This window comes from Arthrobacter sp. Y3221160 (assembly GCF_059092585.1).
In genome coordinates, this window is sequence record NZ_JBNHHU010000001.1 from 1,145,938 (window position 1) to 1,169,836 (window position 23,899).

At 68.2% G+C, this 23,899-nt stretch carries 16 protein-coding genes and 1 tRNA gene; 2 read left to right on the forward strand and 15 right to left on the reverse strand.

Annotation, left to right across the window (positions count from 1 at the left end; translation table 11 throughout):
- Positions 1-105: 105 nt before the first annotated feature.
- The 6 genes from AC5RWG_RS05205 to AC5RWG_RS05230 all read right to left on the reverse strand — a co-directional run bounded on the left by AC5RWG_RS05205 (position 106) and on the right by AC5RWG_RS05230 (position 8,208).
- Positions 106-1,797 (reverse strand): dipeptide ABC transporter ATP-binding protein, encoded by a 1,692-nt coding sequence (locus AC5RWG_RS05205; RefSeq protein WP_494012585.1) that lies wholly within the window; start codon positions 1,795-1,797, stop codon positions 106-108.
- Complete coding sequence (locus AC5RWG_RS05210; protein WP_494000312.1) at positions 1,794-2,762, reverse strand: ABC transporter permease; 969 nt, start codon at positions 2,760-2,762, stop codon at positions 1,794-1,796. Before AC5RWG_RS05210 ends, AC5RWG_RS05205 begins: the two co-directional genes overlap by 4 nt.
- A complete protein-coding gene (locus AC5RWG_RS05215) occupies positions 2,755-3,681 on the reverse strand; it encodes an ABC transporter permease (protein WP_494000313.1) in 927 nt (308 codons plus the stop codon). The genes AC5RWG_RS05210 and AC5RWG_RS05215 overlap by 8 nt, the downstream gene beginning before the upstream one ends.
- A gap of 124 nt (positions 3,682-3,805) precedes the next feature.
- The gene (locus AC5RWG_RS05220) at positions 3,806-5,452 is read right to left on the reverse strand and encodes a peptide ABC transporter substrate-binding protein (RefSeq protein WP_494138762.1); all 1,647 of its coding nucleotides are present in this window, start codon (positions 5,450-5,452) and stop codon (positions 3,806-3,808) included.
- A gap of 267 nt (positions 5,453-5,719) precedes the next feature.
- Positions 5,720-6,256, reverse strand: a complete 537-nt coding sequence (locus tag AC5RWG_RS05225; protein ID WP_494012587.1) for a hypothetical protein — start codon at positions 6,254-6,256, stop codon at positions 5,720-5,722.
- A gap of 131 nt (positions 6,257-6,387) precedes the next feature.
- Positions 6,388-8,208, reverse strand: coding sequence for an ABC transporter ATP-binding protein (locus AC5RWG_RS05230; RefSeq protein ID WP_494000316.1), 1,821 nt, complete (start codon positions 8,206-8,208; stop codon positions 6,388-6,390).
- Positions 8,209-8,288: 80 nt separating this feature from the next.
- Here AC5RWG_RS05230 and AC5RWG_RS05235 point away from each other — a divergent pair, with 80 nt between their 5' ends.
- Positions 8,289-8,912: a PH domain-containing protein gene (locus AC5RWG_RS05235; RefSeq protein ID WP_494012589.1), complete on the forward strand. Its 624-nt coding sequence runs from the start codon at positions 8,289-8,291 to the stop codon at positions 8,910-8,912.
- 40 nt (positions 8,913-8,952) lie between these two features.
- Here AC5RWG_RS05235 and AC5RWG_RS05240 read toward each other — a convergent pair whose 3' ends face one another.
- From AC5RWG_RS05240 to AC5RWG_RS05265, 6 genes are all read right to left on the reverse strand, one after another.
- Positions 8,953-9,981 (reverse strand): ABC transporter permease, encoded by a 1,029-nt coding sequence (locus AC5RWG_RS05240; RefSeq protein WP_494000318.1) that lies wholly within the window; start codon positions 9,979-9,981, stop codon positions 8,953-8,955.
- Positions 9,978-11,519: an ABC transporter permease gene (locus AC5RWG_RS05245; protein WP_494049643.1), complete on the reverse strand. Its 1,542-nt coding sequence runs from the start codon at positions 11,517-11,519 to the stop codon at positions 9,978-9,980. The genes AC5RWG_RS05240 and AC5RWG_RS05245 overlap by 4 nt, the downstream gene beginning before the upstream one ends.
- A gap of 212 nt (positions 11,520-11,731) precedes the next feature.
- Positions 11,732-13,519, reverse strand: coding sequence for an ABC transporter family substrate-binding protein (locus AC5RWG_RS05250; RefSeq protein ID WP_494000320.1), 1,788 nt, complete (start codon positions 13,517-13,519; stop codon positions 11,732-11,734).
- A 381-nt stretch (positions 13,520-13,900) separates the two neighbouring features.
- Complete coding sequence (gene selB / locus AC5RWG_RS05255; protein ID WP_494049642.1) at positions 13,901-15,706, reverse strand: selenocysteine-specific translation elongation factor; 1,806 nt, start codon at positions 15,704-15,706, stop codon at positions 13,901-13,903.
- A 1-nt stretch (position 15,707) separates the two neighbouring features.
- On the reverse strand, positions 15,708-17,039 hold the full coding sequence (gene selA / locus AC5RWG_RS05260; protein WP_494049641.1) for an L-seryl-tRNA(Sec) selenium transferase: 1,332 nt from the start codon (positions 17,037-17,039) through the stop codon (positions 15,708-15,710).
- 34 nt (positions 17,040-17,073) lie between these two features.
- Positions 17,074-17,168 (reverse strand) — tRNA-Sec (locus AC5RWG_RS05265).
- Positions 17,169-17,210: 42 nt separating this feature from the next.
- Here AC5RWG_RS05265 and selD point away from each other — a divergent pair.
- Positions 17,211-18,224, forward strand: coding sequence for a selenide, water dikinase SelD (gene selD / locus AC5RWG_RS05270; protein ID WP_494049640.1), 1,014 nt, complete (start codon positions 17,211-17,213; stop codon positions 18,222-18,224).
- 17 nt (positions 18,225-18,241) lie between these two features.
- On the opposite strand, the gene nrfD is transcribed toward selD, so the two are convergent.
- Genes nrfD through fdh form a run of 3 tightly spaced genes read right to left on the reverse strand, consistent with a single transcriptional unit; the run spans position 18,242 to position 23,618 of the window.
- Complete coding sequence (nrfD, locus tag AC5RWG_RS05275) at positions 18,242-19,324, reverse strand: NrfD/PsrC family molybdoenzyme membrane anchor subunit (protein ID WP_494049639.1); 1,083 nt, start codon at positions 19,322-19,324, stop codon at positions 18,242-18,244.
- Entirely contained in the window at positions 19,321-20,319 is a 999-nt protein-coding gene (locus AC5RWG_RS05280; protein WP_494012595.1) for a 4Fe-4S dicluster domain-containing protein, read from the reverse strand. The genes nrfD and AC5RWG_RS05280 overlap by 4 nt, the downstream gene beginning before the upstream one ends.
- The gene (gene fdh / locus AC5RWG_RS05285) at positions 20,316-23,618 is read right to left on the reverse strand and encodes a formate dehydrogenase (protein ID WP_494049638.1); all 3,303 of its coding nucleotides are present in this window, start codon (positions 23,616-23,618) and stop codon (positions 20,316-20,318) included. The genes AC5RWG_RS05280 and fdh overlap by 4 nt, the downstream gene beginning before the upstream one ends.
- Between the last annotated feature and the right edge of the window lie 281 nt (positions 23,619-23,899).

The following is a 23,899-nucleotide window of genomic DNA, read 5'->3' on the forward strand; positions in this document are numbered from 1 at the left end:
AGCGCCGTGCCCGGATGCGGGTAGGCACTCCATTGTAATCCGCAACGCCACTCATGGCCTAACGGGGCCCGGACCGCGGGCCGGCGACGGGGCCGGAATCCCGTGTCAGGCCACCTCCGGCGGCAACTCCAGGCTCGCGCCGGGAATGGCGGCCAGCAGCTCCTGCGTGTACCGCTGCTGCGGAGAATCGAAGACGCCGTCCGTGGTGCCGGCCTCCACCACCCTGCCCTTTTCCATCACGGTGACGTGGTCGGCGATCTGCCTGACCACGGCCAGGTCGTGCGTGATGAACAGGTAGCTCAGCCCCAGGTCCTGCTGCAGGCCCGCCAGCAAGTCCAGGATCTGGGCCTGGACCAGCACGTCCAGCGCGGAGACGGCCTCGTCGCAGATCACGACCTCGGGATCCAGGGCCAGCGCACGGGCGATGGCGACCCGTTGGCGCTGGCCCCCGGAGAGCTCGTTCGGGAACCGGCGCATGGCGGAGGCCGGAAGCGCCACCTGGTCCAGCAGCTGCCGGACCTTGGCTTCGCGGCTCTTGCGGTCGCCGATGTTGTGCACGCGCAGCGGCTCCTCGATGGTGCGGAAGATGTTGTACATGGGGTCCAGCGATCCGTAGGGATCCTGGAAGATCGGCTGGACCCGCCGACGGAAGGCCAGCAGGGCCTTGGCGTTGAGCCCGGTCATGTCCACGCCGTCGAAGACAATGCGGCCGCTGGTCGGCGACTCGAGGTTCAGGACCATCTTTGCCACCGTGGACTTGCCGGATCCCGACTCCCCCACCACCGCCATCGTGGTTCCGCGCTTGATATTGAAGGACACGTTGTCCACGGCGGTGAAGTCGGTGGACTTCCCAAACCCGCTGCGCAGTTTGAAGACCTTGGTCAGGTCCTTGACCTCGATGACATTGTCCGTGGCTTGGGCCTCCTGGCCGACCGGGGCCAGCAGTTCCGTGGTTTCGATGCCGGCGGCCTTCGCCGACTGGATCCGCCGCGAGGCCAGGGACGGCGCGGACTCGACCAGCCGCCGGGTGTAGGGGTGGCGCGGGTTCTGCAGTATCTGCAGGGCAGGACCCGACTCCACCACCCGGCCCTTGTACATCACCACCACCTTGCGGGCACGTTCGGCGGCCAGGCCCAGGTCATGCGTGATCAGCAGGACGGCGGTGCCGAGGTCCCGGGTCATCGATTCCAAGTGGTCCAGGATCTGGCGCTGCACCGTCACGTCGAGGGCCGAGGTGGGTTCGTCGGCAATCAGCAGCCGCGGCCGGCACGACAGGCCGATGGCGATCAGGGCGCGCTGGCGCATGCCGCCGGAAAACTCGTGCGGGAACTGCCGGGAACGGCTGGCGGCATCGGGCAACCCCGCCTCGGCCAGCACTTTGGCCACCGCGGCGTTATCGGACCGGAGCCCGTTGGCGCGCAGCGTTTCCCTGACCTGGAAGCCGATCTTCCACACCGGGTTGAGGTTGGACATGGGGTCCTGGGGCACCATGCCGATCGAATTGCCGCGCAGTTCCACGATCCGCTGGCTGCTGGCGCCGGCCAGGTCTTCCCCGGCGAAGACGATCTGCCCGCCGGAGACCCGGCCGTTCTCCGGGAGCAGGCCGATGGCCGCCAGCGCGGTGGTCGACTTGCCCGAGCCTGATTCGCCCACTATCGCCGCGGTCTCCCCCGGCATGACGGTCAGGTGGGCGTCTTTGACCGCTTCCACGTCGCCGGTGGACGTTCGAAACGTAATCGCCAGGTCTTTGATCTGCAGCAGGGGCGCGGCGCCCTCGACTTCGCGGATGTGCGTCATCGCTTCCTCGCCTTCGGGTCAAGTGCGTCGCGGAGGGCGTCGCCGAGCATGATGAAGCTCAGCACGGTGACCGACAGCGCCAGTGCCGGCCAGAGCAGGCTGGCCGGGTTGGAGCGCAGCGACACCTGGGCCGTGGAGATGTCATTGCCCCAGGACATCACGTCGGGCGGCAGCCCAATGCCCAAAAAGGACAGGGTGGCCTCGGCGACGATGAAGATGCCCAGGTTCACGGTCACCACCACGATGACGGGCGCCAGCGAGTTGGGAATGACGTGCTTGACCAGGGCGGCGAGCCTGGAGACGCCCAGCGACCGGGCCGCCGTGACGAAGTCGGCGTTCCGCACGGAAATGACAGCGCCCCGGGTGATGCGGGCCACCTGCGGCCAGCCGAAGACCACCAGCGTGATGACCACCGTCCAGACGTTGCGGTTGGCCCGGAACAACGGCAACTGCATGATGATGATGGCGCCCAGGATCAGCGGCAGCGCGAAGAAGACGTCGCCGATCCGGGCGATCACCGAGTCCAGCCAGCCGCCGTAGAACCCGGCGATGGCGCCGAGCGTCCCGCCGATCAGCAGGGCGCCGAGCGTGGCGAAGATACCCACCGTCAGCGACGCCTGGGTCCCGTAGATGATGCGCGAATAGACGTCGCAGCCCTGCTTGGTGAACCCCAGCGGGTGCCCGGGCGCCGGTCCGCCGTCGGAATTGGCCAGCAGGCAGTTTTGCGCCGGCGGCGTCTGGGTGAAGATCCACGGGAAGAGCGCCACGACGATGACCAGCACCAGCAGCAGCGCCGAGATGATGAAGAGCGGTTGTCTCCGCAGGTTCCGCCAGGCTTCGGCCCACAGGCTCAGCGGCTGGACATCCTCGTCGACCTTGTCGGTCGCCAGCAGCGGCGTTTCGTCCAGGGGCGCCACGAAATGCTCGATGGCCTGGTTGTCGCGTTCCAGCGGTTCTCTAGGCATAACGGATCCTCGGGTCGAGCCAGGCATAGAGCACGTCCACCAGCAGGTTGGCCAGAATGTACACGAGCACGAGCACGCTGACGATGGACACGATGGTGGGGCCCTCGCCCCGCAGCACCGACTGGTACAGGCGCTGGCCGACGCCGGGGACGTTGAAGATGCCCTCGGTCACGATGGCCCCGCCCATCAGGGCTCCGAGATCGGCGCCCAGGAACGTCACGACCGGGATCATCGAGTTCCGCAGGATATGCACGACGACGACCCGCGGCCGGGACAATCCCTTGGCCATCGCGGTGCGCACGTAGTCGGCGTTCATGTTCTCGATGATGGAGGTTCGGGTCAGGCGCAGCACGTAGGCCAGCGACACCAGGCCCAGCACGACGGCGGGGAGTATCAGGTCGGACCAGCCAGCCTGGGCGCCGACCGTGGGTCTGGCCCAGCCGAGCTTGACGCCGACGAGGAACTGCAGGACGAAACCGAGGACGAAAATCGGGATGGCGATGACGATCAGCGAGGCGACCAGCACGGTGCCGTCGAACATCCGGCCCTTCCGCAGCCCGGCGATCAATCCGAAGAGGATGCCGAAGACGGCTTCGAAGATCAGCGCGAGGATGGCGAGCCTGACCGTGACCGGGAAGATCTGGGCGAGCACCTCGGCGACGGGCCTGCCGGAGAAGTCGTTGCCGAGATTGAAGGTGACGAGGTTTTTCAGGTAGAGGACGTACTGGATGAGGAACGGCTGGTCCAGGTTGTACTGCGCCCGGAGCTGGGCGGCCACCGCGGGGTTGACGGCCCGGTCGCCGAACAGGGCCTGGATGGGATCACCCGGCAGCGAAAAAACGAGGAAATAGACCAGGAACGTGGCGCCGAAGAACACCGGGATCATCTGCAGGAAGCGGCGGAAGATGTACCAGAGCACTAGCTTCCTCCTTGCGCCCGGCGTGCCGCCAAGTGATGGATCATCAATCCTGCCTCTCGGTGGGATCGGGAGCTGGGGCGCGTTGCGGGGGCCCGGCCGTGGCCAGGCCCCGCAACGCCCGGGGTCACTTGCCGGTGATCCGGTGGTAGATCGGCACCCCGTTCCAGGCGGTGTCCACGTTGTCGACGACGGAACTCCAGCCGACCTGCCGGACCTGGTACCACAGCGGGATGGCGGGCAGGTCCCGCATCAGGATCTCCTGCGCCTCGTTGAAGATCTGGTTGCCCTCTTCCGGCGTGGCCGCCCCCAGCCCGTCACGCAGCTTCTGGTCGAATTCCTTGTTGGAGTAGTCGCCGTCGTTGGAACCCGCTCCGGTGCCGTACAGCGGGCCGAGGAAGTTGTACAGCGACGGGTAGTCGGCCTGCCAGCCGGCACGCGCGGCGCCGGTCATTTCCTTCGCCGTCACCTTGGTCCTCAGCTCGGGGAAGGTGGCGTACGACTCGAACTGGGCGTCGATGCCGAGCACGTTCTTCAGGCCGTTAACGACTGCTTCGATCCATTCCTTGTGGCCGCCGTCGGCGTTGGAAGCGATGGTGAATGTCTTGTCGCCCCACGGCTCGATCTTGTCGGCTTCCGCCCACAGCCGCTTGGCCTCCTCCTCGTTGTACTGCAGCACTTCGTTGCCCGGGATGCTGTCGCTGTAGCCGGTGAGCACGGGGGCGGTGAACTCGGTGGCCGGCTGCCGGCCGCCCTGGAAGATCACCTGGGTGATCTCGTCACGGTTGATCGCCATGGAGATGGCCTGGCGCCGCAGCTGCCCGGCCTCGCCGGTCCATTCGTCCAGGTACTGGGGAATGACGATGGTCTGGTTGCCGGCATACGGCTTTTCCAGCCAGCGGCCCTCGCCGAGGTCGGTCTTGAAGTTTGCCAGCGCGCTCGGCGGGATGGTGTCGAGCACGTCCAGGTTGTCCGAGAGCAGGTCCTGGTAGGCCGCCTCAAAGGACGAATAGAACTTAAAGGTGATCCCGCCGTTCTGCGGGGTCCGGGTGCCCTGGTAGTCCGGGTTCGGCACCAGCTCAATCTGCACGTCGTGCTGCCACGCGCCGTCGCCGCCCAGCATGTAGGGACCGTTCCCGACCGGGTTCTCCCCGAAGGCCTCCATGTCCTCGAAGGCCACGGGCGGCAGCGGCACGAAGGCCGTGTAGCCCAGGCGCAACGGCCAGTCGGATTCGGGCTGGCTCAAGGCCACGGTGAAGGTCGTGTCATCGACGACCTTGAGCCCGGACATCTCCTTCGTGGTCGCGCCCTCGGAGCTGACCTCGTCGTATCCTTCGATGCTTTCGAAGAAATAGGCACTCAGCTGGGCGTTCTCGACGGCGGCACCGTAGTTCCAGGCGTCCACGAAGGAGCTGGAGGTGACAGGGTCGCCGTTGGTGAACGTCTGGTCCGGCTTCAGGGTGATCGTGTAATTTTGCGAGTCCTCGGTCTCGATGGATTCCGCCACCCCGTTGACCGGTTTGCCCTCGGGATCGTAGCTGATCAGCCCCTCGAAGATGAGGTCAACCACGCGGCCGCCGCCGACCTCGTTGGTGTTGGTGGGGACCAGCGGGTTCTGCGGCTCGGTGCTGTTGGCCGTGATCACCGCCTCGGCATTGCCGCCGCCGGCCTCCGTGCCGCCGCCGCCGCCGCCACCGCCGCCCCCACAGGCCGTGACCGCGAGCGCTGCCGCGGCGGCCAGTCCAACCAGTCGGGATGTTCGAGCGAAACGCATGCCGCCTCCTCAGGTACCGTGCTCCATCCGGCGGCTTGTGACGCCGGACCTTTCCGCGCCGGCATGGATCTCAGCCGCGCGGGCTCAGGTGGCACCAGCATAGGCGCCAACTGTGACGCTGATAACAGGCCTTGCTTCCAATTGGGTTGCGATTTGGTGAAAAGAGGTGCTAACGCGGCCGCTGCCCAGGTTTCCGGGCCGGTGTGCCGGGACCGACACGGCCACGAACCCTACCGGGGCGACGGCAACGGACCGGTCTCGGTCCGCTCAGGACAGCTCGGCGAGCTTCGCTTTCCAGTAGGCACGCCAGTGGTCGAGCTGCTCGGTCGACTCGAGCCGTTCATGCTGCACTCCCACCGAGGACTTGCCCGAAGGCTTCTCATAAATATGCACGCTGACCCGGGAGCCGTCGGCCAAGCCGCAGCGCCAGTACCGCCACTTGGCGGTGTCGCTCAACTCGGGTCCGCGGGTGACCGCGATGCCCGAGAATTCCTCCGCCGCACCCACCACGGCCACCCACTTGTTCCGCGCCTCATCCATGCTTCCGGTGACGGTCTTGCTCACCGAGGTTTGGAACTCCCCGTCGCAGTCCTGGCCGGGCTGGCGCCGGCCGATCTGCTGTTCGTAGGCGACGGTGGCCGTCTGCGCCCACCAGCCGTTCGCGAGCCCCGACTCGTGCAAGGCAGCGGCGATCTCCTTGTGGCTGAGTTCCTTGGCGCCGATTCCGGCCAGGTACTCCTCCACCTCGGCCCAGCTGACGCCGATGCCCTTTTCGATCGCCTCGATATTCATGCTGCGTACCACTAAACCTCCTGGATTGCGCGATGGCCGGCGGCACCGTCGCGGCAGCGCACCGGCCAGGGGCGGCCAAGCCCCTGCCGCCATTTCATCATGGGCGGGGGCCCGGGCCCGTGGATGGCGGGCTTGCCGGTCTGTCAGTCGCCGGCGGCCAGCAGCTGGGCGCGCAGCTCGCGGCGCTCGCGCTGCTTTTCCGGATCGGGCAACGGCACTGCCGCCAGCAGCCGCTGGGTGTACAGTTCCTGCGGGTTGCGCAGGATCTCGTCCCGGGTGCCCTGCTCAACGATCCGGCCGTGGCGCATCACGCAAATGCGGTCCGCGAGCACGTCGATGACAGCCAGGTCGTGGGTGACGAACAGGCAGGCGAAGCCCAGTTCCTGTTGCAGGTTCTGGAACAGGTCCAGCACGGTGGCCTGGACCGACACGTCCAGCGCGGAGGTGGGTTCGTCCGCCACCATCAGCTTCGGCTCCAGCGACAGTGCCCGGGCGATGCCCACGCGCTGCTTCTGGCCACCGGAGAGTTCGTGCGGATAGCGGTTGCGGTACGCGCGCGGCAGCTCCACCTGGTCCAGCAGCGCCTCGATCTTCCGCTGCAGGGCGGCACCCTTGGCGACACCGGCGAGGTACATCGGTTCGCCGATGCTCTCTCCGATCGGCAGCCGGGGGTTCAGCGAGGACGACGGGTCCTGGAACACCATGCCCACGTGGCGGCGCAGCGCGTGCAGTTGCTTGGGCCGGGCGCCGGCGATCTCGTGGCCCACCACCCGCAGGGAGCCCTCCGCGACGGGCAGCAGTCCCACGGCGGCGCGGCCGATCGTGGTCTTGCCCGATCCGGATTCTCCGACCAGCCCGACCACCTGTCCCGGATAGATGGACAGGTTGGCCCCCTCCACGGCGCGGAAGGCGGGCACCCGGCCCTGTTTGGGATATTCGATGGCCACATTGGTCAGCTGGAGCACGGGGTCGCCCTTGGCCGATTCATGGCGTGAGTGCGCCAGGGCTTCGGCGTTTTCGCGTTCGCGCCGCTGCAGCTCGGTCTCGTCGATGCTCAGCGAGACCCCGGTGGCGGCGGCCAGCGCCGCCGTGAGGTCGACTTCCGTTCCGTCCTCGGGGCGCCCGCCCAGGTGCGGCACGGCGGCCAGCAAGGCCTGCGTGTATTCGTGCCGGGGGTTGTTGAAGATTTCCAACGCGGTGCCGGCCTCCACGATGCGGCCGCGGCGCATCACGGCGATCTTGTCGGCCAGGTCGGCGACCACGCCCATGTCGTGGGTGATCAGCACGATGGCGCTGTCCAGTTTGTTGCGCAGGTTGCGCATCAGGTCCAGGATTTCGGCCTGGACGGTAACGTCCAGGGCGGTGGTGGGCTCATCGGCGATCAGCAGTTTGGGGTCGCAGGAGAGCGACTGCGCGATCATGGCGCGCTGGCGCTGGCCGCCGGACAGCTGGTGCGGGTAGGACCGGAAGGCCTTTTCCGGGTCGGGCAGCTCGACGAGCTCCAGCAGCCGCAGTGCCCGCTTCTTCGCCTCGCTGGGCGAGATGGCATAGTGCAGCCGCAGCGTTTCCACGATCTGGAACCCGATGGTGTACACCGGGTTCATCGCCGTCATGGGTTCCTGGAAGATCACGGCGACGTCCTTGCCGCGCACCTGCCGGAGCTTGGCGCTGCTGAGGCCCAGGATCTCCCGGCCGTTGAGCTTGACGCTTCCGGTGGCACGGCTGTTGGCCGGGAGCAGGCCCAGCAACGCCATCGAGCTGGCGCTCTTGCCGGAACCGGATTCGCCCACGATCGCCAGGACCTCGCCGGCCTTGACATCGTAGGTGAGGCCAATCGCGGCCGGCACCCACTCCTTGTCCACGCCAAAATCCACGCTGAGGTTGGTGACCTCCAGGACGGGTGGTGTTCCGCCGGCCGTCTCCAGTTTTCCTGCCGGCAGCGTCGGATCGATGATTTCAGTCATAGCTGGTCTTTCCCTTCCAACCTGTCGCAGTTGGTTGTGGCTACTGGAGAACCGGTACCCGGTCCTGAAACTATGGGGGCATGACAACGTCTGCTGCCGCCGGCACCACGGTCTTCCGTCCGCGCTCCGCGACCTGGTTCACGGGAAGCGTCTGGGCGATCGTGGCGGTCAGCCTGGCGTCCTCGGTGCTGACGCACGGCCCGGGCAGCCTGCTCGACTCCTGGCCGCTGCTCGCTATTGCCTATCTGACCTGGTGGCTGGCCTGGTATCCCGCCGTCGTTATCGGCGACGACGGCGTGGTGTTGCGCAACCCCGTGCGGACCGTCTCCGTGCCCTGGGGAGCCCTGGCGACGGTGGACACCAAGTATGCGCTGACGTTGGTTACCCCGCGCCGCAAGTACACCTCGTGGGCGGCACCGGCTCCCGGCATGTTCGGCGTCCACCGCGCCCGCGCCGATCACGTCCAGGGGCTTCCGGAGACCACCTACGGGCCGGCGCAGTCGGTCCGCCCCGGCGATCTCGCGAACACCGATTCCGGGGCAGCCGCGTACTACGTCCGCAAGCGCTGGGCGGAGCTGCTGGCTGCTGGCAGCATCAGCATCGGAGATGCCGACAACGTCCCGGTGGGACGGACACCGAACTGGGCGGTCCTCGCCGTCGGGACGGCGCTCGCGGTACTCAGCGTCGTAACGCTGGCCCGCTGAGCCGGGCCTCACGGGGCCGGGCAGGCGACGGGTGCCCATCCTAGACACCCGTCGTCGCGGTGGTTCCGGTCTCGGGGTGCGCGGAAACCGCTGCCGCCTTCGCCCGCTTGGCATTGAACTTCTTCTGCCGCGGGTCGAACGCGTCGCGCAGTCCGTCGCCGATGAAGTTGATGCACAGGCAGATGGCCACGATGAACATGCCCGGCCACCAGAACAGCCACGGGCGGGTCTGGAACGCTTCCTGGTTCTGGCTGATCAGCAGGCCCAGCGAGACGTCCGGTGCCTTCACGCCCAGGCCCAGGTAGGACAGGCTGGTCTCCAGCAGGATCGCCGCCGACATGCTCAGGGTCACCGAGACGATGATGACGCCCACGGCATTCGGCAGGATGTGCTTGAAGATGATCCGGGCGCTGGAGGCGCCGGCGATCCGTGCGGCGTCGACGAATTCGCGCTCGCGCAGGGACAGGAATTCCGCCCGGACCAGTCGGGCCAGGCCGGTCCAGATCACGCAGCCGACGAACAGGCCCAGGAAATACGGCTGGATGCCGGGCCCGACGGCCCGCCCGGCGACCTGGCCGAGCACCGCCGCGATGATGATCAGCGGGATGACGATGACGACGTCGGTCAGCCGCATCAGCACCGCTTCGACCCAGCCGCGGAAGTAGCCGGCGAGTGCGCCGATGACCACCCCGATGGCGCCGCCGACCAGGCCGATGATGAACATTACCGCCACGGAGATCTGTATGCCGCGCATGGTCTGGGCGAAAGTATCGCGGCCCAGCCGGTCCTGTCCGAACGGATGTTCGCCCAGGCTGAAGGGGAAAAGCTGCAGGGTGGGCGCTCCCGAGTTCACCATGTCGTTGACGCCGTTGTGCGTGTACTTCCACCAGCCGGGCAGGCCGAACATCCCGCTGGATGAATAGGCGATCAGCAGGATCAGGCCAAAGACCACCAGGCTGACGACGGCAGCCGTGTTGCCGATGAAGCGCCTGCGGACGATCTGGCCCTGGCTGAGGCCGGCCTTGTTCTCGTTGGTGGCTGCGACGGGTTTCGTTGCTGTGGCGCTCATGCCTTTACCCTCACTCGCGGATCAAGCGCGGAGTAGACCAGGTCCGCGACAAGGTTGAAGACCAGTGCCAGGATGCCGGTGATGAGGAAGACACCCATCACCGGATTCGGGTCGACCCTTTGCAGCGCCTGGATAAACAGCTGCCCCATGCCGGCGAACGCGAACACCTGCTCGGTGATCACCGCGCCGCCGATCAGCCCGCCGATGTCGAAGGCGACGATCGTGGCGATCGGAATCAGCGCGTTGCGGAACGCGTGGCGCATGACCACGGTGCGCTCGCCCAGGCCCTTGGCCCGGGCGGTGCGGATGTAGTCCATGTTCATGATCTCCAACATCGACGACCGCGAGTAGCGGCTGTACGACGCCAGGGAAATCAGCAGCAGCGCGACGGTGGGCAGCAGCAGGTGGGTGAACGTGTCGAGGCCGTGGACCCAGTAGTCGCCCTTCAGGTTCGGCGTTTCCGAGCCGATGGTGGCGATGGGCCGCTGGTTGACACGCCCGTTGGTGAAGTAGGTGGGCCATGCCTGCATGAAGCGGTCGAGCGCGATGAGGCATCCGACCAGGAAGGAGGTTATCGCCGCGGCATTCATGCTCTGGCGGCGGTCATAGCCGCCCATCAACCAGCCGACCGCGAGCCCGACCAGGACGGCGGCAAGGGCCAGCAGGAAGATCATCAGCCCGGTGGCCTGGGCCAGGAGCGGCTGGATCGGGAAGTAGATGATCACGCCGATGCCGACGCTGATGAGCGCAGAGTAGAGCGCCTTGCGGTTCTTCAGGCCCGCGGCCAGCAGGGTGATGCCGAAGGCGATGCCGACGCCGCTGATGGCGATAACCGCCAGGCCGAGCCCGGGAGTCTTGAACCACTGGGTGACCGACAGACCCCAGAACACTGCGGCAGCCAGCAGGAAACCGATTCCGGCGGCGCCCAGTTTCCGTTTGTAGCTGCCGTTGGCGCAGACGAACCACACGGCCGCGCTGACCAACCCGATGATGAGGATGGATTGCAGCGGTATGTCGGGATTTTTCAGGAAGTTATTGAATCCAATGGCACCGAATTCTTTCAGCAGGACGGCTACCCAGAAAACGGGAAGTGAAAAGAATAGGAACGCCATGAAGGTGATGCCGTAATCCAGGGCGCTGTACTGGCGCAGTGCCGAAACAATGCCCAGGGAAACACCAATGATGATGGCGAGGACTGTTGCCGCCGTGACCAGCAGGATGGTCATGCCCATGGCCCGGCCCAGTTCGACGGTGACCGGCTGGCCGTTGACGGCATAGCCCAGGTCGCACTGCGCCACGAACGGGACGACGCACTTGGCGGCGCCCGCCAGCCAGCCGAAGTACCGGATGGGTGCCGGTGTGCCCAGGTCGAGCAGCGCGATGCGCTGCTGCATGAGCTGCTCCTTGTTCGCGGCATTGCTTTCCCGGAGGTCGTGCAGGGGATCACCCGACAGCGCCGTCAACTGATAGACCAGGAAAGAGGCACCTAGGAGAATGAGCACGGCGGTGAATAACCGCCGCACAATGTAGGTCACCATAGCGTTTTTAACCTCGTTGGTATGTGTCTGCGGATCTTGTGGATCCGGCATTTTCACAGTGAGTGTAATGCAGGTTACACACGAGCGGAATTTGGGAAATCCCAATCACTTATGCGGGCAAAATCCGGTGGTAAATGGCGCAAGGCGCCGGGACCGTGGTACTCAAGGTCCCGACGCCTTGCATGCTATCTGCCGAGGAACAGGCGGGGCGGTTACTTAACCTTCCACTCCCAGAAGTTCCACCAGACGCCGGTCTGGTTCGGCATGTACTTCACACCGTCGATCCGGTCGCTGTTGTAGGCATCGATGCCGACCGGCTGGAACAGCGGCAGGCCGTAGAACGAATCCCAGACGATCTTGTCGATCTGCTTGATGAGTTCGTCCTGCTTCTCCGGCTCCGTGGTGACGATCAGCTCGTCCATCAGGGCGTCGGCTTCCTTGCTCGAGAAACCGTTGTAGTTGGAGTCGGCCTTGGTGCGGAAGATCTGCGGCACGCCGCTGACGCCCACGCCCGGGGAGATCCAGCCGAAGATGGTGGCATCGTAGGTGCCGCCGCCCAGGGCCGAGCCCCAGTCGGAGCCGCCCAGGCCGCCGTCGACGATCTTGAAGCCGGCCTTGGAGGCGGATTCCTCGATCAGCGTGAAGGCGTCAACGCGGTTGGGGTTGTCCTTGTTGTACATGATCCGGACCTCGGGCGTGGCGCCGGCCAGCAGCTCCTTGGCACCCTCGATGTCGGCTTCCTGGTAGTTCTCGGAGCCGTTGTTGGCGGCGGAGTCCTCGTACCCGGCCTGCGCCGGCACGAAGAACTGGGAATCCAGCGGCTTGGCCTCCGGATCCAGCGGAGCCATCAGGCGGTCGACGATGGCCTTGCGCGGCACGGCCTTCATGAACGCTTCGCGGACGTTGGCTTCCTTGAAGACGCCCGAGAAGTTCAGGTCGATGTGGTCGTAGGAGAGCTGCTCGCCGCGGTTGACGGTCACGCCCTCCAGCCCTTCGAGCAGTTCCACGGTGTCGGCGGACGCCTGCGGGGCGATGATGTCCACTTCGCCGTTCTTCAGCGCCTGGACCTGATCCGGAGCGGCGCCGATGTAGCGGATGGTGATTTCCTCCACGTTCGGCATCGGTCCGAATTCGTAGGCCTCGTTGCGGACCAGGGTCATGGACTGATCAGGAGTGATGCTGTCCACGATGAACGGGCCGGTGGAGAGGTAGAGGCTGGCGTCCGACGGGAGGGTCTTGCTGTCGAAACCGGTGTTCCAGAAATCGGCGACGGCCTTGAGCTCTTTGTTCTCGGCCGGCTTGTCCGGGTTGCCCTTGGGGCTCTCGCTGATCAGGTCGACCAGTGCCTGCTCGTCTGCCAGTCCGGCCTTCTCGGCCACCACGTGGGCCGGGCTGTCCAGGACCCCGTAGGAGATCTCCCAGTCGGCGAACGGCTTGGAGTACTTCAGCGTAATGGAGCGGCCGTCGTCGCTGATCTCGGGCTTGTCGGTCAGGCCCAGGCCGGAGGTGTCGCCGGCGTAGGAGAAGTAGGCAGTGCCCTTGTCGACTTCACCCTCGTCGTTGTAGGTGGCATCGTCGAAATGGCCGGAGTAGACGGCCCAGGCGAGCAGCAGGTCGCCGGCGTCGACCGGGTTGCCGTCCGACCAGGCGACGCCCTCGTTGACCGTGTACTTGATGGTCAGCGGGTCTTCGCTGACCTTCTCGTAGGTGCCGAATTCTTCGTTCTTGACCACGTTGAGTTCGTTGTCGATGTAGTTGAAGTCCGCATGGGTCAGGTACGAGATCTTCGAGTTGATATCGACGTTGCCGACGGCCGTGTCCGAGTTGAAGGAGCTGAAGGCGTTCACTTCAGCGACGCTGATGGAACCACCGGCTCCAGCCGCGGTGGAATCGCCTGTGCCCTCGGGGGAATTTCCGCCACCCGAAGTCGCGCAGGCGCTCAGGGCCAGGGCTGCAACAGCCGCGACCCCGATAGCTTTGGAAGTACGTCCGAAACGCATTCCGCCTCCTTGTTTCTGTCTTTGGAAGGTCCCCTGCAGTGCTGCAGGGGACGGACATAGACCGCGTCGCCTGAAGTTCAACGAGCTTCCCGCCGAACGTGGCATGTCTCACACGCAATAGAGCGTAAACCGGAACCCCTCGGCTTGGGTATAAAAACTTCGCTTCATATCCGGTTGTTACCGAGATGCAACCTTAAAGCCACGGGCGGCCACGGGGCGAAAACTTCGACCCCGGGCGGGAGTCGGGGCCGGATGCCCGGAAACACGGCGATCCCGGCCTGTTGGAGGGCTGGGGGCACCGCCGGAAACGGTTGCCTCAGACAGGTTTCAGTTATCGGCGGCTAACCGATTCGTGTCCGGGTCGCCGACCGCCGCGGCCCCTTAGCCCGTCGATTGGGCCCGACGCACGAGGGTCCGCCGGCCGGAGTCGAGCCGTCGTGTCCAACCGCGTGCGTCGAGGTGTTCGAGCAGCGGGATGGCCACCCGCCTGGTGGTGCCCAGAGCCCGGCGTGCCTCGCTGGCCGTGAAGGGCTCGGGCAGGCGGGCCAGTTCCCGCATCGCCAGGGCGGGCGCCTGCGGAAGCAGCACAACCCCGCCGGCAAACCGGAGCAGGCGCCCGCTGCGTTCGGCGGCGGCGAGTTCACGGTTGCCGAGACCCAGGGCCCTCAGCTCGTGGGCTTCGGGGGCGGCGAAGGGTTCGGATCTAAGGCGGCGCTCCAGCGTGCTGACCGCGTCCTCGGCGGCGCCGAGGCCGCCGTGCCGGCCCGGCAGCCGGACGTATCCGCCGACCTGTTCCAGCCCGGCCTCCCGGACGGCCGCGTCGAGAACCGCGTTTCCTGCCGGTCCGAGCAGGTCAACGGCGGCTCCGCGGGAGAGGCCGGCCGCCAGCGGGTCCCGCTCCCCCAGTTCCAGCACTGCGGCCCGAAGCCGCCGCCGCCAGTCGTCGAAGACGGTTGCGTGCACCCACCACTCGCCGAACGCCCGGACGTCGTCGGGGACCTTGTTGGGCGCCGAGACGCCCATCCGGCGGAGGTGTTCACTGCGGACGGCACCACGGCGGGCCACCTCGATGAGCGCGTCGCCGGCGGGAGGCATCGCCGTCAGGCTTTCGGCGCGCCTGGCGCTGTCCCCGCGGCGGTCGAGCGCGGGCGGGTCGACGTCGAGGACTTGGACTCCGGCCAGCACCGACCGGCTGCCGTCGGCCCGCAGCACCAGGCGGTCCCCGACCGCGAGCGGGAGCCGCCAGTCGAGGGTCAGCCGGGCGTGGTCCTCGTTGAACGGGCGCACCCGGCACGGCACGGCTGCGGTGCCGATGTGGGCGAGCAGGTGCCGCGGCCCGTCGGGGAACGCCGCGCCCATCGTGCGGCGGACGTCGATGCTGTCCACGAGGAGCCAGGCGTCTTCGGACAGGAGGACGTCGCCGCGACGGATGCCGCCGGCGGCCATGCCGCGCACATTGACGCCGACCCGGTTGCTCGGACCAATGGTCGGAAAGGCTTCGTTGCGGCTGTGCAGGCCCCGGACCGACACCGGCCGGAGGCTGCCGTGGCCCGCGAGCTGCAAGCGGTCGCCCACGGCCAGGCAGCCGGCTGTCAGCGTTCCGGTCACCACCGTTCCCGCGCCGCTGATCGTGAAGGATCGGTCGATCCACAACCGCACGCGGCCCGAGGGGTCGGTTGCGGGGAGGGAGGACAGGGTCGTATCCAGTACCTTGCGCAGCTCGTCGAGGCCGGCTCCCGTGACCGCGGACACGGCGACTGCCGGCGCGTCGCGCAGCCCGGTGCCCGCCAGCTCCGCCCGCACCCGCGCGAGGACCTCGTCGGCCCGGCCCGGGGCGCGGTCGCTGCGGGTCAGCACCACCAGCCCGTGGTTGATGCCCAGCGCCGCGACGGCGTCCCGGTGGTCGCTGGATTGGGCCTGCCAGCCTTCGTCCGCGGCGACGACGAAACACACGGCGGGAACGGGGCCGAGCCCGGCCAGCATATTGCCCAAAAACTTCTCGTGCCCGGGCACGTCCACGAGCGCCACGTCCCTGCCCGACGGGAGCACGGTCCAGGCAAAACCCAGGTCGATGGTCAGGCCGCGGCGCCGTTCCTCGGCCCAGCGGTCGGGCTCCATTCCGGTGAGCGCGCGCACGAGGGTGCTTTTGCCGTGATCGACGTGTCCCGCGGTGGCCACCACGAACATGTCAGGAGCCCGTGGTTCGCTGCTGGTCGTCGATATGCGCCAGCGCCGAGCGCACGGCGGCGGCGAGCCGCTCGTCGTCGGCCTCGGGCACGCAGCGCAGGTCCACCAGGCACGCACCGCGGTGGACCCGGGGCAACACCACGGGGTCGCCCGTCCGCAGCCGTCGGGCGGCCCCTTCGGGCAGCCGGACGGCCCACCCGGGCAGCGGCACCCCGGGCGCTCCCCCGCCGCCGACCCTGCCGTCGTGCTCCACCACACGGCCGCCGGCGCTGGCCGCCAGGCGCTCCGTGCGCTGCCGCAGCCGGCCGGGATCGGCGTGCAGGGCCGCCGCCACCGGCGTCTGTTCTCCGGTGAGCGTCGCCTCCACCGCGGCCAGCGTCAGTTTGTCTGCCCGCATCGCCCGCGCGAGCGGATGGCGGGCCAGCCGGGTGATGACCGCGGCCCGGCCCAAAAGCAGTCCCGCCTGGGGGCCGCCGAAAAGCTTGTCACCGCTGGCGATGACGACGTCGGCGCCGGCGGCGAGCGCACCGGAGATGTCCGGTTCCCGGGGCAGCACCGGGTCTGGTTGGAGCAGGCCGCTGCCCAGATCCACGACCAGCGGGATCCGGTGTTCCTCGGCCAGGGACCGGAGCCGGCCGATGCCGACGTCCGCGGTGAACCCGCTGACCCGGAAATTGCTCGGGTGCACCTTGAGCAGGCAGCCGGTCTGCGCGCCGATCGCCGAGGCGTAGTCCTCCAGGTGCGTCCGGTTGGTGGTGCCCACCTCGCGCAGCCGGGCACCGGTCGATTCAATCAGCTCGGGAAGCCTGAAGCCGGCCCCGATCTCGACGAGCTCGCCGCGGCTGATGACCACTTCGCGGGACCCGGCTAGGGCGGTAGTGGCCAGCACCAGGGCCGCGGCGCCGTTGTTGACCACCAGCGCTTCCTCGGCGGCCGGGCAGGCGTCCAGCAAAGCCTGCCGCGCACCGGCCCCGCGCCGGGACCGTCCGCCGGTGGGCAGATCCATCTCGACGTCGACATAACCGGCCGCCGACAGCACCGCCTGGCGTGCGGACCCGGAGAGCGGAGCGCGTCCCAGATTCGTGTGGACGATGACGCCGGTGGCGTTCAGCACCGGCCGCAACGAGCTGGCCGCGCGGGAAGCCACCGCGGTCAGGACCGTCGCCTCGACGTCTTCCGGGGCAAGGTCGCCGCGACGCGCCTGGTCCTGCACCTCCCTGACGGTGGAACGGATGGCGTCGTCGCCGAGGCGCACGCGTGCGTGGAGAAGTTCCGGGTGGGCGAGCAGCTGGTCGGTGCGCGGAATGTGCCGGCGCGGGTCGTTCTGGCCCACGGCCCTCCTTCCGGGTCACCTTCAGCTGTGCAGCTGGCGGAAGCGGACGGGAATCGAACCCGCCAGGCCGAGGTACTCGGCCTCACCGGTTTTGAAGACCGGGGGGCCCACCAGGACCCGGACGCCTCCACGAGCATGGTAACACCGGCCCGCCGCTCCTATGCTGTGACCATGAACGGGATCACCGGCGTCGCAGAAGAGTCCGCAGCAGCAGTCCGGCTCACGGGATACGCACACGGCGGAGGGTGCGCCTGCAAGATTCCGCCCGGCGAGCTCGAGGACGTGGTCCGCGGCCTGACCGGCCAAACCAACCCCGACGTCCTGGTTGGGCTCGACGACGGCGACGACGCCTCCGCCGTCCGGGTCGGCGGGGACCTCGCGGTGCTCTCGACGGCAGACTTCTTCCCTCCCGTGGTCGACGACGCGTATGACTGGGGCCGGATCGCGGCGGCGAACGCCCTCTCGGACATCTATGCCATGGGCGGCCGCCCGGTCAGCGCGATCAACCTGGTCGGCTGGCCCCGGGACGTCCTGCCGATGGAACTGCTGACCGAAGTGCTGCGGGGCGGGCTCGCCGTGGCGTCCGAGGCGGGCTGTCCGGTGACGGGCGGGCACTCGGTGGACGACCCGGAACCGAAGTACGGGATGGCGGTGACCGGCATCGCCGACCCCGGCAAGCTGATGCGCAATGACGCGGCCCGGCCCGGGCTGCCCCTCACGCTCACCAAGCCGATCGGCCTCGGCCTGCTCAACAACCGGCACAAGAGGACCGGGGAGGTCTTCGATGAGGCGGTCGCGGTGATGACGCAGCTGAACCGGGAGGCCGCGGACGCGGCGGTGCGCGGCGGCGTCCGCGCGGCGACCGACGTCACCGGGTTCGGCCTCCTCGGGCACCTTTACAAGATGTGCCGCGCCTCCGGCGTGGGTGCGGTCATCGACCGCAAGGCCGTGCCGCTCGTCGCCGGCGCGCGGGAGGCGCTGCGGGACGGCTACATCTCCGGCGGCACCCGGCGCAACCTCGAATGGGTCCGCCCGCACCTGCGGCCGGGGGCAGGCATCACGGAGGATGACCTGCTGCTGCTGGCCGACGCGCAGACTTCCGGCGGATTGCTCGTGGTCGGGGAACTGCCCGGGCACCCGGTGGTGGGGCAGACCGTTCCGGGACCCGGGATCGAGGTGCGCTAGACCCGCGGCCGGCCGGCTTAGCCGGCGGTCGTGATCGAATCGTGGACGGCGCCCGCGCGGCGCCGGGCCGCGAGCCGGTTCTTCTGCGGCTCGATCGTGTAGCGGGGATCCTCCGCCGAGCGGATGCCGGCACGCAGAATGCCGAACCGCGTCAGCGCCGAGGCGGCCAGCAGCGCCGTGCCGCAGGCCGCGGCCGCCGGCCTGTGCCTGCCGACGGCGAGCACCCCCACGCCGGCGGCGACGGCCAGCCGCTCGCTCCACTTGAGCATTTGCCCGGGGGCACCCTCGTGGAGGGGTTCTGCGGCCACCGGGTCCATGCCGCGTTCCAGGGCCCGGGTGGCGATGATCTCACCGGCGACGCCCAGGACCGCGAGCGCCCGGGCGGGCCCGGCTTCGCGGACCGGGGTCGTGATCATGGCAAGACCGGCCGCGGCGAGGCTGGCAGAACTGACGAAAACGAAGGGCAGGTTGTCACGCCCGGCATTCCAGGTCGGGTTCGCCGTGTCCGACAAGAGAACCGCGGTGTAGGCGGAGAGCGGTGCTGCGAACACCGCGGCCCCTACGCCCGCCGGGCCCTCGAGCAGGCGCAGCACCGGGCGCAGCGGCCCCAGCGGCAGCCGGGAGCCGGTCAGGCGGTCGATTTCGGACGCCGCGGAAATCCCGGCACCGGCGCTGAAGGCGGCGAGGATCCAGGAGCCCAGGCTCATGGGCGAGGTGGGCTTGATGGTGCGCAGCATGTTGAGGAACCGCTCGGGCCGGCCCAGGTCTTCGATCAGCGCCACGGCACCGAACCCGACTGCCGTGAGGGCGGACAGGCGGCTGTTGCGGCACAGCGCACGCCGGCCCGTCAATTGCCCGCCGAGTCCGAGCAGCGCCGAGCCGCCGGCCACGCCGCCCAGGAAGAGGTAGAGGGCTATCGGGTCTCCCCACGGCGGCGGCTTGACCACCGGCCGGCCGTAGTAGGAGGCGAACCGTGCCTCCGGCACCACCGGCATTTCGCCCGAGCCGTCTCCGGTCGCGGCGCGGCGCCGCTTGCTGCCGCGCCGGGAGCGGCGCGGCGGCTCGGGCGGGCGGTAGCTGTCGAAGTCCGAGACGGTCACCCGCGGCCTCCCGTCAGGAAGGCGGCCGTGGCCGCGGCCAACATGCCGGCCGCGGCGATGCCGGCCCGTTTGAACATGCGCGGCAGGTCCGCCGTGGGCACCCGCGGGTCCGGCGGCAGCCCGTACACCTCCGGTTCGTCGAGCAACAGGAACACGGAACCGGTGCCGCCAACGCCGTCGGCATCGTTGGCCCCGTAGAGGCGTGCCTCGGTCAGCCCCTGCGAGTGGAGTTCTGCTACCCGCTGCTTCGCGGTGGCCACCATTTCCTCGCGCTCGCCGTACTTGATCGACGTCGTGGGACACGCCTGGGCGCAGGCCGGCGTCTGGCCGTCGGTGATCCGGTCGTAGCACAGCGTGCACTTCTGGGCGACACCGACGTTGCGGGTCGGGGCCTGTTCCCCCGGGGTGAAGTCGCGCTGTGTCTTCGGTCCTGCCGTGCCGTCGCTGCGCCGTTCGATCACGCCGAACGGGCATCCCGCGACGCAGGTGCCGCAACCGTTGCAGACGTCGTCCTGCACCACCACGGTGCCGTGCTCGGTGCGGAACAGCGCACCGGTGGGGCACACGTCCAAGCACCCGGCGTTGGTGCAGTGCTTGCACACATCCGAGGACATCAGCCAGCGGAAATCGGGCGTATCGGGGGGCGTGGTATCCAGGCCCGGAGGCTTCCCTGCTGCAGCCGCGCTTCCCGGCGGGCCGATGCCGGGCATGCCGAGGCTGACGAGTGCGCGCCCGGAGTCGCGCGCCTTTTCGATCCGCCCGCGGTCCTGCTCGACGAAGGCGACGTGGCGCCACGTGTCGGCTCCCAGCGAGCCGGTGTTGTCGTAGGAGGACTGCAGCAGCTCGTGCTGCGGGTCGGCGGGATTGCGGTTCCATTCCTTGCAGGCCACCTCGCACGCCTTGCAGCCAATGCAGATCGAGGTGTCCGTGAAGAAGCCCTTGCGCGGGTGTCCGGTGTGCGGGATGTCCCCGGGCGCTTCGGTCAGCCGGTTCATAAGCCTTCCCTCGTGGTGTCATCGCCCGGCACGGGGCCGGGGTGGGTGATCTTGTCGCTGCCGGTCTCGGGCGTCACCCCGGCGCGGGCCTGGTATTCGGCGACCAGGGCGAGCAGTTCCGGGCCCCGGGGACGGCGGCCCGGGAGGATGTCGCACGATCCGGCCTTGGATTCCTGGATCTGTACGTTGGGGTCGAGGGTCACGCCCAGCAGATCGTTGGCTGCGTCCCCGCTGATGACCGCTTCCTGTCCGACGCCCCAGTGGTAGGGCACCCCGATCTGGTGCACCGTGCGCCCGCTGACGACCAGCGGCTTCATCCGTTCGGTCACGAGCACCTTGGCCTCGATGGCTGCCCGCGGCGAGACGATCGTCGCCCAGCCGTACGGTTCCAGGCCGCGTTCCGCCGCCAATTCCGGCGACACTTCGCAGAACATCTCCGGCTGCAGCTCCGAGAGGTACGGCAGCCACCGGCTCATCCCGCCGGCCGTGTGGTGTTCGGTCAAGCGGTACGTGGTGAACACAAAGGGGTAGATGTCCGCACCGGGCACGTTGGCACTCGGCGCGCTGAGATTGTCTGCGCGCGGGAAGGTGAGGCGGGCGGGATTCTGCTGCTGCCCGTAGAGCGGGTTGGCGACCGGAGATTCCTGCGGCTCGTAGTGGGTCGGCAGCGGCCCGTCCACCATGCCCTTGGGCGCGAACAGCCATCCCTTGCCGTCGGCCTGCATGATGAAGGGGTCGTCTCCGGCCAGCGCGGCGGCGCCGCCGGCCGTCGGATCCGGCCTGCTCCCGGGAGCGCGGTCCAGCGGGAAATCGGGGACGTCCTCCCCGGTCCACCGGTTCTGCTCCGGGTCCCACCAGACGTACTTCTTGCGTTCGCTCCAGGGCTTGCCGTCGGGGTCCGCCGACGCGCGGTTGTAGAGGATCCGCCGGTTCGCCGGCCAGGCCCAGCCCCACTCGGAGGCGACCGGCCCTTGTTCCTGGCCGGGCTTGCGGTCGGCGGCGTGGTTAATGCCGTCGGCATACACGCCCGTATAGATCCAGCATCCTCCCGAGGTCGAGCCGTCGGGGCGCATCTCGGTGTACGACGAGAGGGGCATGCCGGCGCGGGGACCGGTGAGATGCCGGCCGTTGATTTCCGCAAGCACCGCCTCGCCGTCGGGGTCGCCGTGTTCGTCGGTGGGATAGTCCCACGTGAGGTCCAGCAGCGGCCGGTCCCGTTCATCGGTCGAATCCGCCAGCTTTGCCCGGAGGCGTTGGCCCAGCTCGTAGAAGAACTGCAGTTCGCTGCGGCAGTCCCCCGGCGGCTGGATGGCCTGGTGCCGCCATTGCAGGAGCCGCTGGGTCTGCGTGAAGGTTCCGGCCTTTTCCACGTGCGTCGCCGCCGGCAGGAAAAATACTTCGGTGCCGATGTCCTCGGTCCGCAGCTCGCCCGTGGCGATCTCGGGGCCGTCCTTCCACCACGTCGCCGACTCGATGAGGTTCAGGTCGCGCACCACCAGCCATTTCAGATGGGACATGCCAAGGCGCTGCATGCGCCCGTTGGCGGATCCGACCGCGGGGTTCTGGCCGAACAGGAAGTAGCCCTCGACCTCATCGGCAAGCATGCCCATGACTGTCTGGTAGGTCCCGTGCGGGCCGTTGATGCGCGGAAGGTAGCCGTAGCCCCAGTCCGAGTCCTCACGGGCCGCGTCGCCCCACCAGGCCTTGAGCAGGCTGATGGTGTAGGCATCGGCGTCGGCCCAGTAGCCCTTTTGGTCCGGCGACGCGATGCCGCCGAGGTAGTCCTGCAACGTCTCCATCTCGGCCTTCGGCATGGGGAGGTAGCCGGGCAACAGGTTGAACAGGGTCGGGATGTCGGTGGAGCCCTGGATGCTGGCATGGCCGCGCAGCGCCATGATTCCCCCGCCCGGCCGGCCCATGTTGCCCAGCAGGAGCTGCAGGATCGCCGCGGTCCGGATGTACTGCGCGCCCACGGTGTGCTGGGTCCAGCCGACGGAATACGCAAAGCAGGTGGTCCGGTCGCGTCCGGAGTTCTCCGTGACCGCCCGCGCCAGGTAGTCGAAATCCGCCAGGGAAATGCCGCAGGCGTCCCGGACCATCTCCGGGGTGTACCGGGCATAGTGCCGTTTCAGGATCTGGAACACCGTCCGCGGGTGCTCCAGCGTGGGATCCTGCTCGAAATCGGGGTGTGCCAGGGTCGGCCCGCCGCTGCCGTACTGGTGCCCGGCCGCCCGGTCCGCGGTGTCGGCGCCGTGTTCGTGGCCGCCGGCTTCTCCTGCCTCCGGCTTCCGTTCATAGGCCCAGGACGCGAGGTCGTACTGGCCCGTTTCCGGGTCGAATCCGGAGAACAGCCCGTCCAGGTCCTCGGTGTCACGGAACTCTTGGTTCACCAGGGTCGCCGCGTTGGTATAGGCCCGCACGTAATCCTTGAACCACAGATCGTTGCTGATCACGTAATTGATCAGGGCGCCCAGCAGCACGATGTCCGAACCGGCCCGGATGGGCACGTGCCTGTCTGCCACCGCGCTGGTGCGGGTAAACCGCGGATCCACATGGATGACCTTCGCGCCGCGGGCCCTGGCTTCCGTCACCCACTGGTAGCCCACGGGATGGCACTCGGCCATGTTGGAGCCCTGGATGACGATGCAGTCGGCGTTGGCCATGTCCTGCAGCGATTGCGTCGCGCCGCCGCGTCCAAACGAGGTTCCCAAACTGGGAACCGTTGCGGAGTGTCAAATGCGGGCTTGGTTCTCAAGTTGGATGGCGCCCGCGGCGGTGAAGAGCTTCTTGATCAGATAGTTCTCTTCGTTGTCGAGGGTCGCCCCGCCCAGCCCGGCGATGCCCATGGTCCGCCGGAGCGGCCGGCCGTGCTCATCGCTTTGCTGCCATGTGTTCCGGCGGGCTTCGAGGAACCTGTCGGCAATCATGTCGACGGCGGTGTCCAGGTCAAGGTGCTGCCAGTCCTTGGCGTGGGGCGCCCGGTAGAGCACCCTCGTCTGCCGGCCGGGCGCGTTGACCAGCTGCTCGCTGGCGGATCCCTTGGGGCAGAGCCGGCCGCGGGAGATCGGCGAATCCGGGTCGCCCTCGATCTGGACAACCTTTTCGTCCTTGACGAAGACACGCTGGCCGCAGCCCACCGCGCAGTATGGACACACGCTCTGCACCACGCGGTCCGCGGTGGACGTCCGGGGAGCGATTTCACGGGTCCGCCGCGAGGTCACGGCCTCGCCCCGCCCGAGTGAATCACTCGTGCGGAACTGCCGTACCACCGGCCACTCCAAGAAGCTGAACCGCGACATGGGCCCACCCTAACCCATCCAATTTCTCTACAACAGGGGAAAACGACGACGGCGGAGGAGCAGCTCCGGGGCACAGGCTGCTCCCCCAGCAGCGAGCGGGCGCCTGCGGGGAACGCCGCCAGGTACTCGTCCACGGTCTTCGGCTTGTCCCTGTCTCGAAGCTACCCGCCGCGGGCCAGACCGGGGCCGGTGTTTGCCGGATTTGCACGTGAGGACCGGCAAGGTATTCCCTGCGGGCAGCGCGCGGTCCATACTCGGACACGTACGGGGCATCGGCAGGG

What these genes read in the sequence shown, in the direction of transcription:
- AC5RWG_RS05205 (WP_494012585.1), bottom strand. Translation starts at nt 1,797, where the DNA reads ATGACGCACATCCGCGAAGTCGAGGGCGCCGCGCCCCTGCTGCAGATC.
- AC5RWG_RS05210 (WP_494000312.1), bottom strand. Translation starts at nt 2,762, where the DNA reads ATGCCTAGAGAACCGCTGGAACGCGACAACCAGGCCATCGAGCATTTC.
- AC5RWG_RS05220 (WP_494138762.1), bottom strand. Translation starts at nt 5,452, where the DNA reads ATGCGTTTCGCTCGAACATCCCGACTGGTTGGACTGGCCGCCGCGGCA.
- AC5RWG_RS05230 (WP_494000316.1), bottom strand. Translation starts at nt 8,208, where the DNA reads ATGACTGAAATCATCGATCCGACGCTGCCGGCAGGAAAACTGGAGACG.
- AC5RWG_RS05235 (WP_494012589.1), top strand. Translation starts at nt 8,289, where the DNA reads ATGACAACGTCTGCTGCCGCCGGCACCACGGTCTTCCGTCCGCGCTCC.
- AC5RWG_RS05240 (WP_494000318.1), bottom strand. Translation starts at nt 9,981, where the DNA reads ATGAGCGCCACAGCAACGAAACCCGTCGCAGCCACCAACGAGAACAAG.
- AC5RWG_RS05245 (WP_494049643.1), bottom strand. Translation starts at nt 11,519, where the DNA reads ATGGTGACCTACATTGTGCGGCGGTTATTCACCGCCGTGCTCATTCTC.
- AC5RWG_RS05250 (WP_494000320.1), bottom strand. Translation starts at nt 13,519, where the DNA reads ATGCGTTTCGGACGTACTTCCAAAGCTATCGGGGTCGCGGCTGTTGCA.
- selB (WP_494049642.1), bottom strand. Translation starts at nt 15,706, where the DNA reads ATGTTCGTGGTGGCCACCGCGGGACACGTCGATCACGGCAAAAGCACC.
- selD (WP_494049640.1), top strand. Translation starts at nt 17,211, where the DNA reads ATGAACGGGATCACCGGCGTCGCAGAAGAGTCCGCAGCAGCAGTCCGG.
- AC5RWG_RS05280 (WP_494012595.1), bottom strand. Translation starts at nt 20,319, where the DNA reads ATGAACCGGCTGACCGAAGCGCCCGGGGACATCCCGCACACCGGACAC.